This is a genomic window from Kitasatospora sp. NPDC015121 (assembly GCF_055562955.1).
Map to the genome: position 1 here is coordinate 322,428 of NZ_JBVHEH010000008.1, position 15,072 is coordinate 337,499.

Below are 15,072 nucleotides of genomic sequence, written 5' to 3' on the forward strand. Positions count from 1 at the left end.
GAGTATCCCGCTGGTCAGCGCCCCCGGCAGCCCGGGGTAGCATCACGGCGGGCACCGACTACGGGGGGACGTTGATGGCGGTACGCGGCGGGCTGCGCGCCCTGGAGCGGCTGGCCTCCGGGCTGCCGGACGGCGCCGAGCTGTACCGGCTGCGCCCGGACGGGCGGGTGCAGCGCGCGGACCGGGCCGGTGCGCGGGAGCTCGGCCCGCAGGACCCGGAGAGCGGGCTGCTGCGCTTCATCGACGACCGGCAGTGGGCGCACTACTTCATCGGGGACGCCGCGACCTCCCCCGAGCGCCCGTCGAACGCCACGTACAAGCTGGGCCTGGTCGCCCCGCACAGCGCGTTCACCCCGCACGCGCACGGCGGCGAGCACCTGGTGCTGGCGCTCGGCCCGGCCTCCTGCGGCCTGTACGACACCCGGCGGCGGCGGGTGGTGGAGGTGCGGCTGGCGCCGGGCACGCTGATCCGGATACCCGAGCTGATGCCGCACTCGTTCGGCAACCGGAGCGGCGACCGGCTGGCGATCCTGGCCGCGAACACCGGCTACGGCATCGACCACGAGGACTACGCGATCACCGCCGAGGCCGCCGACCGGCGCGGGGAGGGCGAACTGGCCGCCGCGCTGCGGGAGGTGACGGCCGCCCAGCGGCCGGGTACGGTCACCCTCCGGGAGCGGCTGGCGCAGCGGCTGCGCCGGGCCGCCGCCGCGCTGGAGGAGGGCCGGTGAGGGCACCGGCCGGCCGGCCGCAACCCGCCGCCCCTCAGCGGCGTCCCTCGGGGTGTCCGGTGACGGACGCCCCCGCCGTGGGCCGCACGCCGACCTGGGAGGACGCCCGATGATCTGTCCGCACTGCCGCACCAACCTCCGGCAGCGGGAACGCACCAACCACACCTGCTCACGCTGCCGGAAGGTGTTCGCACTCGACCCGAAGGTCGAGCCGGGACGCCTGCACGACACCAAGTTCCGCGAGCTGGTGGCGAAGTCCGCGCCGGGCGGGCTGCGGATCACCGTGGAGCAGCTGCACTGGGCCAACGCCCGCCGCCTGCACGCCTTCCCGACCGGCCGGGAGCGGAGCGGCAGCGTGACCACCGGGACCGTGCTGGCGGTGGTCACCATCGTCCTCGCCTCGCTGGCCGTCGGCATCGGCGGCCTCGCCTACCTGTTCCTCGGCGTGCCCGCGCTGCTGACCGGCGTCCAGTCCTCCCGGCAGTTCCGGGGCGTGAGCCGCCCCCGGCCGGTGCAGCCGTTCCGGCACTGGCTGACCCTGGACACCTTCGAGCAGCGGGTGGTCGGCCGCTGGCGGCAGGTGTACGGGTCGCTGCCGAACGGGCTGGTGGACGCCTCGTCCCCCGCCGCCTTCCCCCGACCGGCCCGCCCCCGGGCCGTGGTGCTGTGCGAACTGCCGTCCGTGGCGCTGTTCCTGTCCTTCAACGAGTTCGCCGCCCGGCAGCAGGTGCTGGTGGTGCGGACGGCCGCCGAGGTGCCGCCCGGACTGCCCGTGGTGGTGGTGCGCGACCTCTCGCTGGCCGAGCTGGCCCGGACGGCGGAGCTGCGCGCGCGGTTCGCGGGCCGCCGGGTGGTGGACTGCGGGCTGCTGCCCCGCCACGTCCAGGCGCCCGCGCGGATCGTCCGGCTGCGCCCGTACGACGCGCGGCCGCAGCAGGCACCCGCCGCGCTGGCCGACTCCCCCGGGTGGCGGCGCCTGCCCGCGCAGGAACGGGAGTGGCTGCTCGACGGCTGGTCCTCGCCGCTGATCTCGCTGCCGCCGGTGAAGCTGACGTCCCTGCTCAACAAGGCCGTCGACCGGGCCCTCGCCGCCCCGCCCGCGCCCCCCGCACCGCCCGCACCCGTGCCGGAGAGCGCCGCCGAGACCCGGCGGCGGGCCGAGCGGATCGGCTTCCTGACCTGGCCGCAGGCCGTCCCCGCACCCCGGTCCGGCTCGGCCGGACCCGCGCCCGCGCCCGCGCCCGCGCCGAAGCCGAAGGGCGGCGGCCGATGATCCCGGTACCGGACCGGCTGCTGGACCGCGCGCTGCGCCGGGCCGCCGAAACCTGCGGCCGGCCGGGTCAACTCGCCTTCACCGGAAGGCAGTTGTACTACGAGACGGGCCGAACGCTGTTCCCGCTGCACCGCGGACCGCACCGGCTGCGGTACACCACCCGGCCGCCGCTGTCCGCCGAACGGTTCGCGGCCGCGCTCGCCCGGTACCCCGAACTCGACGTGCTGCCCGACGAGTTGCCTACGCCCCCGCACCGCCCGGGGCCGGAAGGCGACCTGTACGACTACGCCTTCCCCCGGCTGCTGGTCTGCCAGGACCCGGCGATCGCCGGCATGCTGCGCGCCAACCGGCTGCACCTGGAGGGGGCCTGCCCGATCCTCACCCCGGAGCGGCTGCCGCTGGACGGGCGGCTGCTGGCCGCGATGGCGCGGGCCGAGGGCGCGGTGGTGCACGTCCTGCACGACGCCTCGCCCGCCGGCCTCGCGCTCTTCCTGCGGGTGCGCGAGCATGCCGGGCCCCGGCTGCGGGTGCGCACCGCGGGGCTACTGCCCCGGCACGCCGCCGCCCTGCACCTGGCCGCGCCCGGCGGGCGGCCCCGCTGCCGCGCCGAGGAGTTGCCGACCGAGCTGCCCGCCGCCGAACGGGCCTGGCTGGCGGGCGGCCGGGTCGCCGAGCTGGCCGCCGTCCGGCCGGCCCGGCTGCTGCGGACCGTCCTGCGCACCGTCCGCGGCGGCGGCTTCGCCCCGCCCGCCCGTCCGGCCGCGCCCACCCGGGCCCGCGACACCGGTTTCCTGACCTGGCCGACGCCCTGACCCCCCGAGGACGAGGACGATGACCCAGCCACCCGAAATCACCTACAGCGACGAGCTGTTGGCCGACGGAACAGTGCACCGCCGGTACTCCGACGGCCGCAGCGAATGGCGCAGCCGAGGCGGCGACGGCCGGATCCACTGGCGGGACGACCGGGGCGACGCGGGCACCGACGAGCGGCTGGGGCGCGACCTGGTCAAGCGCGTCCACGCGGACGGCCGGATCGGCTACGGCCGCGACATCGGTTACGGCCGCACGGTCTGGGGCCGGGGCCAGTACGTGCTGGTCAACCGCAGCTCGTTCCCCGGCCGGGTCGGCGTGGTGCTCGGCGCGCTCGGCCTGGGCGCGGGCATCGCGGCCGCCCACTACGCACCCGAGTTCCTCTCGGACGACGACGAGGAGGAGCTGCGCCGCCAGGAGGCCGAGCGGGCCCGGTCCGGCGGCGACGGCGGCAGCGGGGGCGACGGCGGTGATGGCGGGTTCGACAGCGGGTTCGACGACGGCGGGGAGCACCGGCCCGACGGCGGCTCCGGCCCGGACGGCTTCGACTCGGACGGTTTCGGGACCGCCGGGGACGGCGCGGACGGCGTCGGCCCGGTGGACGACGGCTGGGACGGTGACGACTTTGGCTGAGCCGCGCCAGGAGACGACGCGCCGGGTCGCACCGGCCGCCCCGCACCGGTCGGCCCGCTACGCGGTCAGCTCGCTGCCCGGCACCGGCCGCCCCGAACCCGGCCTGGTGGCGGGCCCGTTCGAGGCCGCCGGGCGGCGGACGTCGGCGGCGCTGCTGACCGGCGCGCCCGGTTTCGCGGACGGCCCGTTCACGGTGGACGGGCGCACCGCGGTCGGCGAGGTGACGCTGCACGACCGGGCGCGGCTGCTGGCCGCGCTGGCGGCCGCCGGCCGTCCGGCCGAACCGTCCTGCCCGGACGGAGAGTTGCTGCTGCGCTGCTGGCTGGCGCTGGGCACGGCCGGGCTGCGGACCGTGGACGGGATGTTCACCCTGGCGGTGCTGGACGGCCCGGACCTGGTGCTGCTGCGCGACCACGCGGGCGCCCGGACCGCGTTCCACTGCCGGACGGCGGACGGCGGCTGGGCGGCGTCCAGCTCGCTCCGGGCGCTGCGCGAACGCCCGGACGTGGAAACCGGGTTGGACATGTCGGCGGTGCGTTCCTTCCTGACCTACGCCTACCTGCCGGGCGAGGAGACGCTGCTGCGCGGCGTGTCCGAGCTGCTGCCGGGCCGGGTCACCCGGCTGCGGCCGGACGGGCGGGTGGACGTCGAGGTGTTCTGGGAGCCGCGGGCCGGTGCGGCGGAAGAGGAATTGACCGAGCGTCACTACGCCGAGGGCCTGCGGGAGTTGCTGGAGCGGGCGGTGCGGATCCGGCTGCCGGAGGACAAGCAGGACGTGGCCGTGCTGCTCTCCGGCGGGGTGGACAGTTCGCTGGTGACGGCGCTGGCGGCCCGGCTGCACGGGCGGGCGGTGCGCACGTACTCGATCAGCTTCGGTGCCGAACTGCCCAACGAACTGGGCTACTCGGGCCTGGTCGCGGCGCACTGCGGGACGGCGCACCGGGTGCTGACCGTGCCCGGGGAGCAGGTCGCGGCGCGGCTGGCGGACACCGTGGCGCTGCTGGACAGTCCGGTGGGCGATCCGCTGACGGTGCCGAACCTGATGCTGGCGGAGGCGGTGGCGGGCGACGGGATCGCGGTGTCGCTGAACGGCGAGGGCGGCGATCCGGTGTTCGGCGGGCCGAAGAACCTGCCGATGCTGGTGTTCGAGCTGATGCGGGAGGACGGTTCGGCGCGGGCCCGGGCGGACGCCTACCTGCACACGTACCGCAAGTGCTGGGAGGACCTGCCGGTGCTGCTCACCGGCGAGGCGCTGGCCGCGCTGGCGTCGGCCCCGCACCCGCGCCGGCACGTGGAGCCGTACCTGTCGGACGCCCGGATGCCGTCCCTGCTCGACCAGTTGCTGCACTGCAACCTGCGGACCAAGGGCGCGCACCACATCCTCACCAAGGTGGAGCGGCTGACCGCCGCGCAGGGCGTGCAGGGACGCTCGCCGCTGTTCGACCGGGAGGTGGTGGAGCACGCGTTCGCCACCCCGCCCGCGCTCAAGCTGCGCGGCACCGAGGAGAAGTGGATCCTCAAGGAGGCGGTGCGCGACCTGCTGCCGGACACCGTCACCTACCGGCCCAAGAGCGGCATGCGGGTGCCGGTGCAGCAGTGGCTGCGCGGGCCGCTGAGCGAGCTGGCGGCGGACCTGCTGCTCGGCCCGACCGCCCGGGCCCGGGGCCTGTTCCGGGCGGACACGGTGGAGACCTGGATGCGCGGCGGCGGGCTGCTGCTGCCCCGCCAGGGCGGCAAGCTGTGGCTGCTGCTCACCCTCGAACTGTGGCTGCGCGCCTACGACCTGTGAACAGGCGTGACCGGCGCGACCGGACCGACCGACCCGACCGGCACGACCGGTGCGACCAGTGACGGAGAACTGCTGATGGACCTGATCGACCCCCGCACCGGCGCCGTGCGCGGCACCCGGCTCCCGGCCCGGGAGGGCGAGGTGGCGGCCGCGGTGGCCTCGGCCCGTTCCGCCCGGGCGGGCTGGGCGGCGCTCACGCCGCGCGAGCGGCAGCGGCGGCTGGACGCGCTGGCGGAGCTGGTCGAGCGGCACGCGGACGACTACGTGGCGGCCGAGTGCGCGGGGACGGGCAAGCCGGCGGCGGAGGCGGCCGGCGAAGTCGCCGAGGTGGCCGACCTGTTCCGGTTCTACGGGGGCGCGGCGCGGGCCGCGACCGCACCGGCCGCCGGTGACTACCTGGCCGGGCACCAGAGTTGGGTACGCTGGGAGCCGGTCGGGGTGGTGGCGGCCGTGGTGCCGTGGAACTACCCGCTGCTGATGGCCGGTTGGCGTTGCGCGCCCGCGCTGGCGGCGGGCAATCCGGTGCTGCTCAAGCCCGCCGAGACCACCCCCGACACCGCCCTGCTGCTCGCCGCGCACGCCGAACAGGCCCTCGGCCCGGGCGTGTTGACGGCGCTGCCGGGAGACCGGGAGACCGGCCGGCTGCTGGTCGGCGCGGGCTGCGACCTGATCGCCTTCACCGGCAGCCCGGCGGGTGGCGCGGACGTCGCCGCCCGGGCCGGGCTGACCCCGGTCAGTCTCGAACTGGGCGGCAACAGCCCGGTGCTGGTGCTGCCGGACGCGCCCGCCGACACCTGGGAGCAGCTCGCCGCCGCGTGCACCTACAACGCCGGGCAGAGCTGCGCGGCCCCGGCCCGGGTGATCGTGCTGGACGAGGCGTACGAGGCGGCGGTGGCCGCGCTGGCCTCGGCGATGGCCGGTCGGCAGGCCGGGCGGGACTTCGGTCCGCTCAACAACCCGGACCAGGCGGCCCGTTACGACCGGATCGTGGCCGCGTCCGGCGCGAAGGCGGTGCACACCGCGCCCGGGCGGAGCGACGGCCTGTGGCGGCCGGCCACCGTGCTGGCCGAACTCCCGGACGGCGACCCGGCGGTGGTGGAGGAGGTGTTCGGCCCGCTGCTGACCGTCCAGCGCGCCGCGACCCTGGACGCGGCCGTCGCGCTGGCCGAGTCCGTCCCGCAGGCGCTGGCCGCCTCGGTCTGGACTCGCGACCTGTCGACCGGCCTGGCGCTGACCGACCGGCTCTCGGCCGGCGAGGTATGGCTGAACTGCCACCTCGCGCAGTCCGCCGAACTCCCGCACAGCGGCCGCCGGTCCTCCGGCGCGGGTACCGACCTGTCGGTGCTGGCCCTGCGCGAGTACCAGCGGCCCAAGACGGTGACGGCCCGGCTGCTCTGACCCGTCCCCACGCCCCTTCCACGCGCCCGACCGCACGCTGACCGCACGCCGGCCCGCCCGTGGCAGGGGCGTGGCAGGATCGCGGGCTGGCGAACGCGGGCGCCGTGGTGCGGCGCGGCGGCGTGGTGGAGCGGCCCGCGCCGCCGCACGCCGGGGCACTGCACGGGTTCCTGACGGGGCTGCGGGCGGGCGGGTTCGCGGGGGCGCCGGTCCCGGTGGGGGCGGTCGAAGGCGGCCGGGAGCGGCTGGAGTTCCTGCCGGGGGACGTCGCGGTGCCGCCGTACCCGGCGTGGGCGCTGGGCGGGGACGCGCTGGTGTCGGTGGCCCGGCTGCTGCGGCGCTGGCACGCGGCGAGCGCGCGGACGCCGTTCGACCCGGCGGCCGACTGGCCGGCGGAGTTCGCCGACCCGGAGGGCGGGCCGCTGCTGTGCCACAACGACGTGTGCGCGGAGAACGTGGTGTTCCGGGCGGGCGGGGCGGTCGCGCTGATCGACTTCGACTTCGCCGCCCCGGGCCGCCCGCTCTGGGACGTCGCGTTGACGGCCCGCTACTGGGTGCCGGTGCTGGACCCGGCGGCGGCCGCCGAGACCGCCCGCGCCCACCTCGACGTGCCGCACCGGCTGGCCCTGTTCGCCGATGCGTACGGCCTCTCTCCTGCCGACCGCCTCGCCCTGCCGGGCGTCCTGGAGCAGGCCACCGCCGTCTGCCGCGCCTTCGTCGCCCGCCGGGTCGCCGCCGGCCACCCCGGGTTCACCGCCTCCTTCGACGGGTACGGCGGCTGGGCCCGCTGGGACCGGCTGCAGTCCTGGCTGGCGGGGCAACGGCCCGCGCTGGAGCGGCGGTTGAAGGGCTGACGGCCTCCGGCCGCGGTCAGGCCAGGGTCCTGCGCAGCAGGGTGCACACCGTCTCGTACCGGCGGAGGGTGCCGTCCTCGTCCTCGACGTCCCAGCCGTCGGGGGCCTGGCCGTAGGCGCGGTAGCCGAGGCGTTCGTAGAGAGCGCGGGCGCGCGGGTTGGTGTCCTCGACGGCCAGGTGGGCGCGGGTCAGGCCGCGGGCGGTGATCCGCTGTTCGGCGGCGCGGATCAGCAGGGTGCCGATGCCGCAGGACCGCAGGGCGGGGTGGACGCCGAGCTGCCAGAGCGTGCCGGCGCCGGGGGTGGTGGTGTAGTCGACGCCGCCGACCGCGACGGGGAGGCCGACCGGCGTGCACACCGCCAGGTAGTCGACCTCGCCCGCCTCGGCGCGGCGGAGCTGGTGGGCGAGTTCGCGCACGTGCTTGGGCGAGCCGGCCCAGCCGCAGGAGGGCAGGTCGGCGTCGGTGAGGTCGCGCGCCGTCAGGCGCAGCGTGATGTCCGCCATCGCCGGTTCCTCCCGCTCGTCGGATCGTCGGGCTTCGCCGGGGCGTTCCGCCACGGCCATTGCAGCAGGCGGACTCCCCTGCCGTCGAAGGGATTTCAGGCGGCGCCGAGCCGGGCCGGGGTGGCGGCGACCAGGTCCGCCCGGGCGGGGACGGGCGGAGGCGGTGCGGAGCGGAGGCGGGACGGCGCGGGCGGCGGGGGGCGTTCACCCGCGGGCGCCTGGCGTACGGCGTACGCCGCCGACGGTGTCCGGTCGACGGCACAAACCGGGGCGGGCCCCCGGTTCGCCTCGCGCAAAAGCCGGCCGTCAGGCGTCGATCCGGCCGAACAGGTGGTTGGCGGGGGCGGCGGGGTCGTCGCCGTAGAAGAACTCCAGGATCGCCCGGTGGAACTCGTCGCGGTCGAGGCCGCCGGAGCCGTCCAGGTCGAGACCGGCGAAGACCCGGGCGCAGTCGTCGCCGGGGACGGCGGCGACCGCGTCGAACATCAGCCGGAACTCCGACAGGTCGATCCGGCCGTTCCCGTCGAGGTCGACCAGGTCGAAGAAGCAGTCGGCGACCGGCCCGACCTGCTGGGCGTACTGGCCGGGGTCAGCCAGTGCGCGCCGGAAGCCCTCGGTCATCTCGCGGGCGTCGACCTGCCCGTCGCCGTCCTGGTCCATCGGGGCGATGACGTCCGTCCAGAAGCCGTCCATCCGTCCGGTGAGCAGGCGGGCGCCCTCGGAGTCGGGGGCGAGGCCGCGGGCGGCGATGTAGCGCTCGCTCATCGACCGGACGTCCCGCTGGGTGATGAACCCGTCGCCGTCGACGTCGGCGCTCTTGAACCACTGGCCGTACTTGCGGAGTTGGAGTGCGCTCATGGCTGCGCACCGTACCCGTCCGACTACCGGGCGGCAATCGAACGGGCCGGTGGCGCCCAGGGGCCCGGATCAGCGTTCGAGTTCCGGTGGGGCAAAGGCGCGCAGATCGGGCAGGGGTTCGCCATGGGGTTCGACGTCGACCAGCGCGCTGAGCGCGCTCGGCCCCTGGGAGAGGCGCGAGCACGGCCGGTCCGCGGTGAGGACGTTCGGGTTGCCGTGGCGGTCCAGCGTGCCGCTCAGGCCCGGCCGGACCGGGTCCCACCAGGCGCCGGTGGGGAGTTGGACGACGCCCGGCATGACGGCGTCCGACAGGACCGCGCCCGCCAGGCAGCCGCCCCGGTCGTTGAAGACCCGGACGACGGTGCCGTCCGCGATGCCGCGCGCCTCGGCGTCCAGCGGGTTGAGGGTGACCGGTTCGCGGCCGTGGATCTTCGAGGCGAGGCTGTGGCCGCCGTTGTCGTACTGGCTGTGCAGGCGCGAGGCGGGCTGGTTCGAGACCAGGTGCAGCGGGAAGCGGCGGGCCCGCTCGCCGCCGAGCCACTCGGTCGGCTCGTACCAGGTGGGGTGTCCGGCGCAGTCGTCGTAGCCGAAGGAGTCGATCTCCGCCGAGAAGACCTCGATCCGTCCGGACGGCGTCGACAGCGGGAAGGCCCGCGGGTCGGCCCGGAGCGCCGCGAAGTCGCCGGGGAACGGCCCGTTCAGCGGCGGCAGTTCGGCGCTCCCGTGCCGCCAGAACTCGTCGAAGTCCGGCAGCGTGGCGGCGTCGCCGAGCCCGGCCCCGGTCCGCTCGTACAGGTGCCGGAGCCACTCGGACTCGGAGCGGGACTCGGTGAACTCCCGCTCGTAGCCGAGCCGGGCGGCCAGCGCGGCGAAGATCCGGTGGTCGGTGCGGGACTCGCCCGCCGGTTCGCGGACCTTCGGCATCGCGGTGAGGTGGGGGTCGGAGAAGCCGGCCGTGAAGTCGTCGCGCTCCAGGCCGGTGGCGACCGGGAGGACGATGTCGGCGAACTTGGCGCTGGTGTTCCACCAGGCCTCGTGCACCACCACCGTGTCGGGCGCCTGCCAGGCCCGGGCCAGCCGGTGCAGGTCCTGGTGGTGGTGGAACGGGTTGCCGCCGCACCAGTAGACCAGGCGCAGTTCGGGCAGGGTGAGGCGCCGGCCGTCGTAGTCGATGGTCCGGCCCGGGTGCAGCAGGGTGTCGGCGATCCGCGCGACCGGGATGAAGTCCGCCACGGGGTTGGGCACCGCGGGCACCGACGCCACCGGGGGGCGGCCCGGGGCGACGCCGGTCGCGTCCATCGTCGCGTAGCCCGCGCCCCAGCCGCCGCCGGGGCGGCCCATCGAGCCCGCCATGGCGGCCAGCACGACGGACATCCAGATCGGCTGTTCGCCGTGGTCCGCCCGCTGCACCGCGTAGTTGACCATGACGAGCGAGCGCCGCTCGGTGAGGCGGCGGGCCAGGCCGGTGAGCGCGTCGCGGTCGAGGCCGGTGATCCGCGCGGCCCAGGCGGCGTCCTTGGGGACGCCGTCGGCCTCGCCGAGCAGGTAGCCGGCGAAGCGGTCGAAGCCGGTGCAGCAGCGGCGCAGGAAGTCCTCGTCGTGCCAGCCGTTGACCAGCATGGTGTGCGCGATGCCGAGCATCGCGGCGGTGTCGGTGTTCGGGACGACGGGCAGCCACTCGGCGTCGAGGAAGTCGGCGGTGTCGCTGCGGATCGGGCTGACGTTCACGAACCGCACCCCGGCCTCGCGGCAGCGGCGCTGTAGCTCCCCCGTCCGGTGCCGGGCCAGGCCGCCCGGGTTGATCTGGCTGTTCTTGAGGGCCAGCCCGCCGAACGCCACCACGAACTCGCCGTGCTCGGCGATCTCGTCCCACATCGGCATCCGGGACTGGTAGCTCCACGGGTGCCCGCCGATCACGTGCGGCAGGACCACCTCCAGCGCCGCCGTGCTGTACGTGTTGCGCGAGTCGGTGTACCCGCCGCCCAGGGCCAGGAACCGCTGCAACTGCCCCTGCGCGCTGTGGAAGGCGCCCGCGCTCGCCCAGCCGTAGGACCCGCCGAACACCGCGGCGTCCCCGTACCGCGACCGCACCCGGCGCAGTTCGTCGGCCACCAGCCCGAGCGCCTCGTCCCACTCCACCTCGACGAAGGCGTCCGCGCCCCGGGCCCGGTCGCCGACCCGCGGCAGGCCGTCCAGCCAGCCCCTGCGCACCGCGGGACGGAGCACCCGGGCGCCGTCGTCGGCGGCCCTCACCATGCCGGGGCCGATCGGCGACGGCGCGGGGTCGCCCGGCCTCGGCTCGATCCGCACCAGCCGGCCGGAGTCGACCACCGCGACGAAACTGCCCCAGTGCGTCGCCACCGGCAACCGTCGTTCCACCATGCACCGACTCCGCCCCCGGGCCCGCGGCCCGACCCCGCACGTCGCCCGCCACCGCCGCGCTCCGCCGGACCACGCCGCGGAGCGCGCGGGGGCGGCTGCCGGGGAGGAGTCTCCCCGCGCCGCCGGGCCCGCATGCGGCGCGCCGCCCGGGACCCCGGCCGTCCCCCACCTCAGTCGGCGGGCCCGGACCTCAGTCGGCGGGCCCGCCCCGCCCCGCGCTCAGCGCCGGGGTGCCAGCACCCCGGCGGCGCGCAGGCGGAGTTCCTCCAGCAGGGCGGCCTGCCGGTCGGCCCGGTCGGCGAGTTCGGCGAGCCGGGCCGGGTCGACGCGGGAGTCGTCGCCGAAGCGGTCGGCCAGGACGGCCCAGAGCTGCCGCTTGCCCACCACGCCGAGCCGCAGGGCCTCCAGCTCGACCAGGTCGGTCAGCGGGGAGCGGCGCAGCAGGGTGCCGTTCGTCTTGAGCAGGCCCGCGAGTTCGCCCGCGCGCCCCAGCCAGGCGTACGGGCGGCGTTCGGGGACGCCGAGTTCCCGCATCAGGCGGCGCAGGGACGCCGTGTCGCAGGCGACGTCGGCGGCGAACTGCCGGAGCAGGCGCCCGGCGTCGGGGTCGGCGTCGGCCCGGGCGATGCGGGCGGTCCGGGCGACCCGGCGGGCCCGCCGGGTGCCGGCTTCGGCGCCGGCGAGGTGGTCGTTCAGGTAGAGGGTGAGCATCCGGTGGCCGGTGGGTGGTGCGGTCATGGGCGGATCCGTCTCTCGTGCGGCCGGGGTCCGCGCGGTGCGGGCGCGGCGTCCGGGCCGGGCGGCGGGTCCGGCCGCGCGCGGGTCGGTCGTCCGCGCGCGGCCGGGGTGGCGGTCGGGGGCGGTCAGGCGGCGGAGATGGCCTCCAGCACGTCGCCGACCTTCGCGTCGGGCAGGGCGCGGGCGACGTCGGCGAGGGCGACGATGCCGACCAGGCGGTGCCCGTCGATGACGGGCAGGCGGCGCACCTGGTGGGAGCCCATGGTGCGCAGGATCTCGTTCGCCTCGTCGTCGGCGCCGATGGTGACGGCCTCGCCCTGGGCGAGTTCGCCGGCCTTCACCTGCCCGGGGTCCCTGCCCTCCCCGAGCACCTTGACCACGATGTCGCGGTCGGTCAGGACGCCCTTGAGCCGGTCGTCGGCGCCGCAGATCGGCAGCGCGCCCACGCCGAGCCGGGTCATCTTCCGCGCGGCGTCCAGGACGGACTCCTGCTCGCCGACGCACTGGGCGCCCTCGGTCATGATCTCGCGTGCGGTCGTCATCTCGCTCCTCCTGCTCGTGGCGGGACCTCGGGGGGCCTCCCCCCGGGGGCGCCTGCCCAGGTGTCCGCCGATCACGCCTCCCCGCCGGGGCCGCGCAGGTCCCGGTGGGGGCGGTCCGCCCGGGCGGGGGCTCAGTGGGCGGCCAGCACGAGGGCGAGCGCGGCCAGGGCCGGGACGGTCTGGACGAAGACGATCTTCCGGCTGGCCGTGGCGGCCCCGTACGCGCCGGCCACGGCCACGCACAGCAGGAAGAACACCTTCGCCTGGAAGCCCACCGGGTCGGCGGCGACCGCGCCCCACACCAGTCCGGCGGCGAGGAACCCGTTGTACAGGCCCTGGTTGGCGGCGAGCGCCTTCGTCGCGGCGGCGAACTCGGCGGTGGTGCCGAAAGCGGCCCGGGCCTTCGGGCCGGTCCACAGGAACATCTCCAGGACCAGGATGTACGCGTGCAGGGCCGCGATGAGCAGGACCGCGACGGTGGCGATGATCGACATGGGGCCAGGCTCGCACAGCCGGGCCCCGGCCCGCACCGGACGGCGGCCGGCCGGTGGGCGCGGCGCGGGCCGTCGGGTCTTCACCCCTTGCCCCCGGGACCTTCACCATCCCTGGGGCGGAGGGCGCCATGGGAGGTGTCAACGGCCCCCGGCGCGTGACATGCTCGCCGTATGGCGGACCAGCGGAGACGGGCGACACCACGGCCGGGCGGCGGCCCCCCGACCGGGGGCGGCCCCCCGACCGGGGGCGGAGCGGCTTCGGCCGCGGTCCGGGACGTGCTGGCCGCCCTGCCGGGTTCGGTGGTCTTCCTCCTGCCGGAGCACGGGCCGCACGGGGAGGTCGCCGACCTGCGGGTGGCGGCGGTCTCGCCCGGGGCGGGCGACATCGGCGGGCGCGGCGCCGCGGAGTTGCCGGGCCGGAGCGTGCGGGCCACGTACCCGGGCGTCGAGGAGAGCGAGTTGTGGCGCGGCTACCTGGCGGCGCTGGAGACCGGGGAGCCCTACGAGGGGGAGCTGGAGTACCGGGAGCGCGCCGCCGGGATCCCGCACCTCTCCCGCTACCGGGTGCGCGCGGCACGCTGCGAGGGCGGTCTGATCGTCTCCTGGGAGCGCCTGGACTCCGGCGAGCGCGAGCGGCGGCGGCTGGCGCTGATGCAGAGCCTGGGGCGGATGGGCTGGGTGGACCGCGACCTGGTCCGCACGGAGCTCACCTGGTCCGACGAGGTCTACTCGATCTTCGAGCGGGACCGCGCCCTGGGCCCGATGACCTTGGAGGAGCTCTCCTCCCACGCCGAGGCCGAGGACCGCCTCGCGGTGGAGAGCGCGGTGCAGCTCCTGCTGAAGAGCGGCGAGCCGCTGGACCGGTCCTTCCGCCTGCGCCTGCCCGGGCAGCAGGTCCGCCACGTGCGGGCGGTCTTCGAGGCCGAGGCGGACGTCGAGGGCCGGCCGGTGCGGTTGCACGGCCTCTTCCAGGACCTCACCGCCGCCAAGGAGACCGAGCGGCTGCTGCTGGAGCAGCAGGAGGCGGCGCTCGCCCACCAGGGCCAGCTGGCCGCCGAACGCGCCCTGGCCACCCGCCTCCAGGAGACCCTGCTCCCGTTGCCCCAGCGGAACGTGGAGTTGTCCGGACTGACCGTGGACGTCGTCTACCGGCCGCTGCAGGAGGGGCTCGGCCTCGGCGGCGACTGGTACAGCGCCGTCGAACTGTCCGACGGCAACGTGCTGCTGGTCGTCGGCGACGTCGCCGGGCACGGCCTGGACGCGGTCGCCACCATGGCCCTGCTGCGCTTCACCGCCAAGGGCATGGCCATCACCGGCACCCCGCTGCCCGCCATCCTCACCAACCTGAACACCCTGCTGCTGCACACCCCGGAGCGCGACGGCGACACCGCCACGATGATCATGGCCGTCTACGAGCCCGCCGCCTCCCGCCTCACCTGGGTGCGGGCCGGCCACCCGCCGCCGCTGCTGGTGCGCGACGGCCGGGCCCGCTTCCTGCCCTCCCCGCACGGCATCCTGCTCGGTGCGAGCACGACGCCCCGCTACGAGGCGTCCACCGTCGAGCTGCGGCCCGGCGACCACCTGCTGCTCTACACCGACGGCCTGGTCGAGCAGCCCGGCGAGCCGATCGACGCGGGCCTGGCCCGGCTGGCCGACGCCGCCGTGGCGCACGCCGACGGCCCCCACGTCCTGGACGACGTCGTCCGGGCCCTGGTGACCCCGGGCACCCGGCGCGACGACATCTGCGTCCTGCACGTCAGCCGCTGACGGGGCCGGCCCCGGCGTGGTGGGCGCGCTCCGCGACGTCAGGGAGTCGTAAGGCGGCCGCCCGCGCGTCCCGGGCGCGGTTTCCCTAGGGTCGGGCCATGACCCCTGCTCCTGGCCGCGCACACCAGCCCCGCATCGACGGCATCCCGAGCGCCGAACTCGGCGTCATCGGTGGTTCCGGCCTGTACGCCCTGCTCGAGGACGTCACCGAGGTGCGCGTGGAGACCCCCTACGGGCCGCCCTCCGACGCCCTGTCGGTCGGCGAGGTGGCCGGCCGACGGGTCGCCTTCCTGCCCCG

14 protein-coding genes and 1 pseudogene are annotated in these 15,072 nt (G+C 76.4%); 9 read left to right on the top strand and 6 right to left on the bottom strand.

Going from position 1 to position 15,072, the window contains the following annotated elements:
• The first annotated feature begins 74 nt into the window (after positions 1–74).
• The 7 genes from ACZ3J7_RS14700 to ACZ3J7_RS14730 all read left to right on the top strand — a co-directional run bounded on the left by ACZ3J7_RS14700 (position 75) and on the right by ACZ3J7_RS14730 (position 7,488).
• Positions 75–731: a cupin domain-containing protein gene (locus ACZ3J7_RS14700; RefSeq protein ID WP_465620501.1), complete on the top strand. Its 657-nt coding sequence runs from the start codon at positions 75–77 to the stop codon at positions 729–731.
• Between the two features lie 109 nt (positions 732–840).
• Positions 841–2,004 (top strand): TFIIB-type zinc ribbon-containing protein, encoded by a 1,164-nt coding sequence (locus ACZ3J7_RS14705; protein WP_465620503.1) that lies wholly within the window; start codon positions 841–843, stop codon positions 2,002–2,004.
• Entirely contained in the window at positions 2,001–2,816 is an 816-nt protein-coding gene (locus tag ACZ3J7_RS14710) for a hypothetical protein (protein WP_465620505.1), read from the top strand. The genes ACZ3J7_RS14705 and ACZ3J7_RS14710 overlap by 4 nt, the downstream gene beginning before the upstream one ends.
• 19 nt (positions 2,817–2,835) lie before the next feature.
• Complete coding sequence (locus ACZ3J7_RS14715) at positions 2,836–3,447, top strand: hypothetical protein (protein ID WP_465620507.1); 612 nt, start codon at positions 2,836–2,838, stop codon at positions 3,445–3,447.
• Positions 3,431–5,236: an asparagine synthetase B family protein gene (locus ACZ3J7_RS14720; RefSeq protein ID WP_465620509.1), complete on the top strand. Its 1,806-nt coding sequence runs from the start codon at positions 3,431–3,433 to the stop codon at positions 5,234–5,236. The genes ACZ3J7_RS14715 and ACZ3J7_RS14720 overlap by 17 nt, the downstream gene beginning before the upstream one ends.
• Positions 5,237–5,311: 75 nt before the next feature.
• The gene (locus ACZ3J7_RS14725; RefSeq protein ID WP_465620511.1) at positions 5,312–6,634 is read left to right on the top strand and encodes an aldehyde dehydrogenase family protein; all 1,323 of its coding nucleotides are present in this window, start codon (positions 5,312–5,314) and stop codon (positions 6,632–6,634) included.
• A gap of 59 nt (positions 6,635–6,693) precedes the next feature.
• Complete coding sequence (locus ACZ3J7_RS14730; protein WP_465620513.1) at positions 6,694–7,488, top strand: phosphotransferase; 795 nt, start codon at positions 6,694–6,696, stop codon at positions 7,486–7,488.
• Between the two features lie 16 nt (positions 7,489–7,504).
• Here the strand turns inward: ACZ3J7_RS14730 and ACZ3J7_RS14735 are convergent, their stop codons facing one another.
• The 6 genes from ACZ3J7_RS14735 to ACZ3J7_RS14760 form a co-directional block, all read right to left on the bottom strand.
• Complete coding sequence (locus ACZ3J7_RS14735; protein WP_465620515.1) at positions 7,505–7,993, bottom strand: GNAT family N-acetyltransferase; 489 nt, start codon at positions 7,991–7,993, stop codon at positions 7,505–7,507.
• 306 nt (positions 7,994–8,299) lie between these two features.
• Complete coding sequence (locus ACZ3J7_RS14740) at positions 8,300–8,851, bottom strand: EF-hand domain-containing protein (RefSeq protein WP_465620517.1); 552 nt, start codon at positions 8,849–8,851, stop codon at positions 8,300–8,302.
• Positions 8,852–8,920: 69 nt separating this feature from the next.
• A complete protein-coding gene (locus ACZ3J7_RS14745) occupies positions 8,921–11,233 on the bottom strand; it encodes a molybdopterin-dependent oxidoreductase (RefSeq protein ID WP_465620519.1) in 2,313 nt (770 codons plus the stop codon).
• 219 nt (positions 11,234–11,452) lie between these two features.
• The gene (locus ACZ3J7_RS14750) at positions 11,453–11,971 is read right to left on the bottom strand and encodes a hypothetical protein (RefSeq protein ID WP_465620521.1); all 519 of its coding nucleotides are present in this window, start codon (positions 11,969–11,971) and stop codon (positions 11,453–11,455) included.
• 125 nt (positions 11,972–12,096) lie between these two features.
• The gene (locus ACZ3J7_RS14755) at positions 12,097–12,513 is read right to left on the bottom strand and encodes a CBS domain-containing protein (RefSeq protein WP_465620523.1); all 417 of its coding nucleotides are present in this window, start codon (positions 12,511–12,513) and stop codon (positions 12,097–12,099) included.
• A gap of 131 nt (positions 12,514–12,644) precedes the next feature.
• Complete coding sequence (locus ACZ3J7_RS14760; protein WP_465620525.1) at positions 12,645–13,007, bottom strand: DUF1304 domain-containing protein; 363 nt, start codon at positions 13,005–13,007, stop codon at positions 12,645–12,647.
• Positions 13,008–13,283: 276 nt separating this feature from the next.
• Between ACZ3J7_RS14760 and ACZ3J7_RS14765 the strand changes: the two genes are divergently transcribed.
• Together ACZ3J7_RS14765 and ACZ3J7_RS14770 are read left to right on the top strand one after the other, a co-directional pair.
• Positions 13,284–14,774, top strand: a complete 1,491-nt coding sequence (locus ACZ3J7_RS14765; protein WP_465620528.1) for a PP2C family protein-serine/threonine phosphatase — start codon at positions 13,284–13,286, stop codon at positions 14,772–14,774.
• 98 nt (positions 14,775–14,872) lie between these two features.
• Positions 14,873–15,072, top strand: a pseudogene (locus ACZ3J7_RS14770) (5'-methylthioadenosine phosphorylase); the annotation flags it as partial.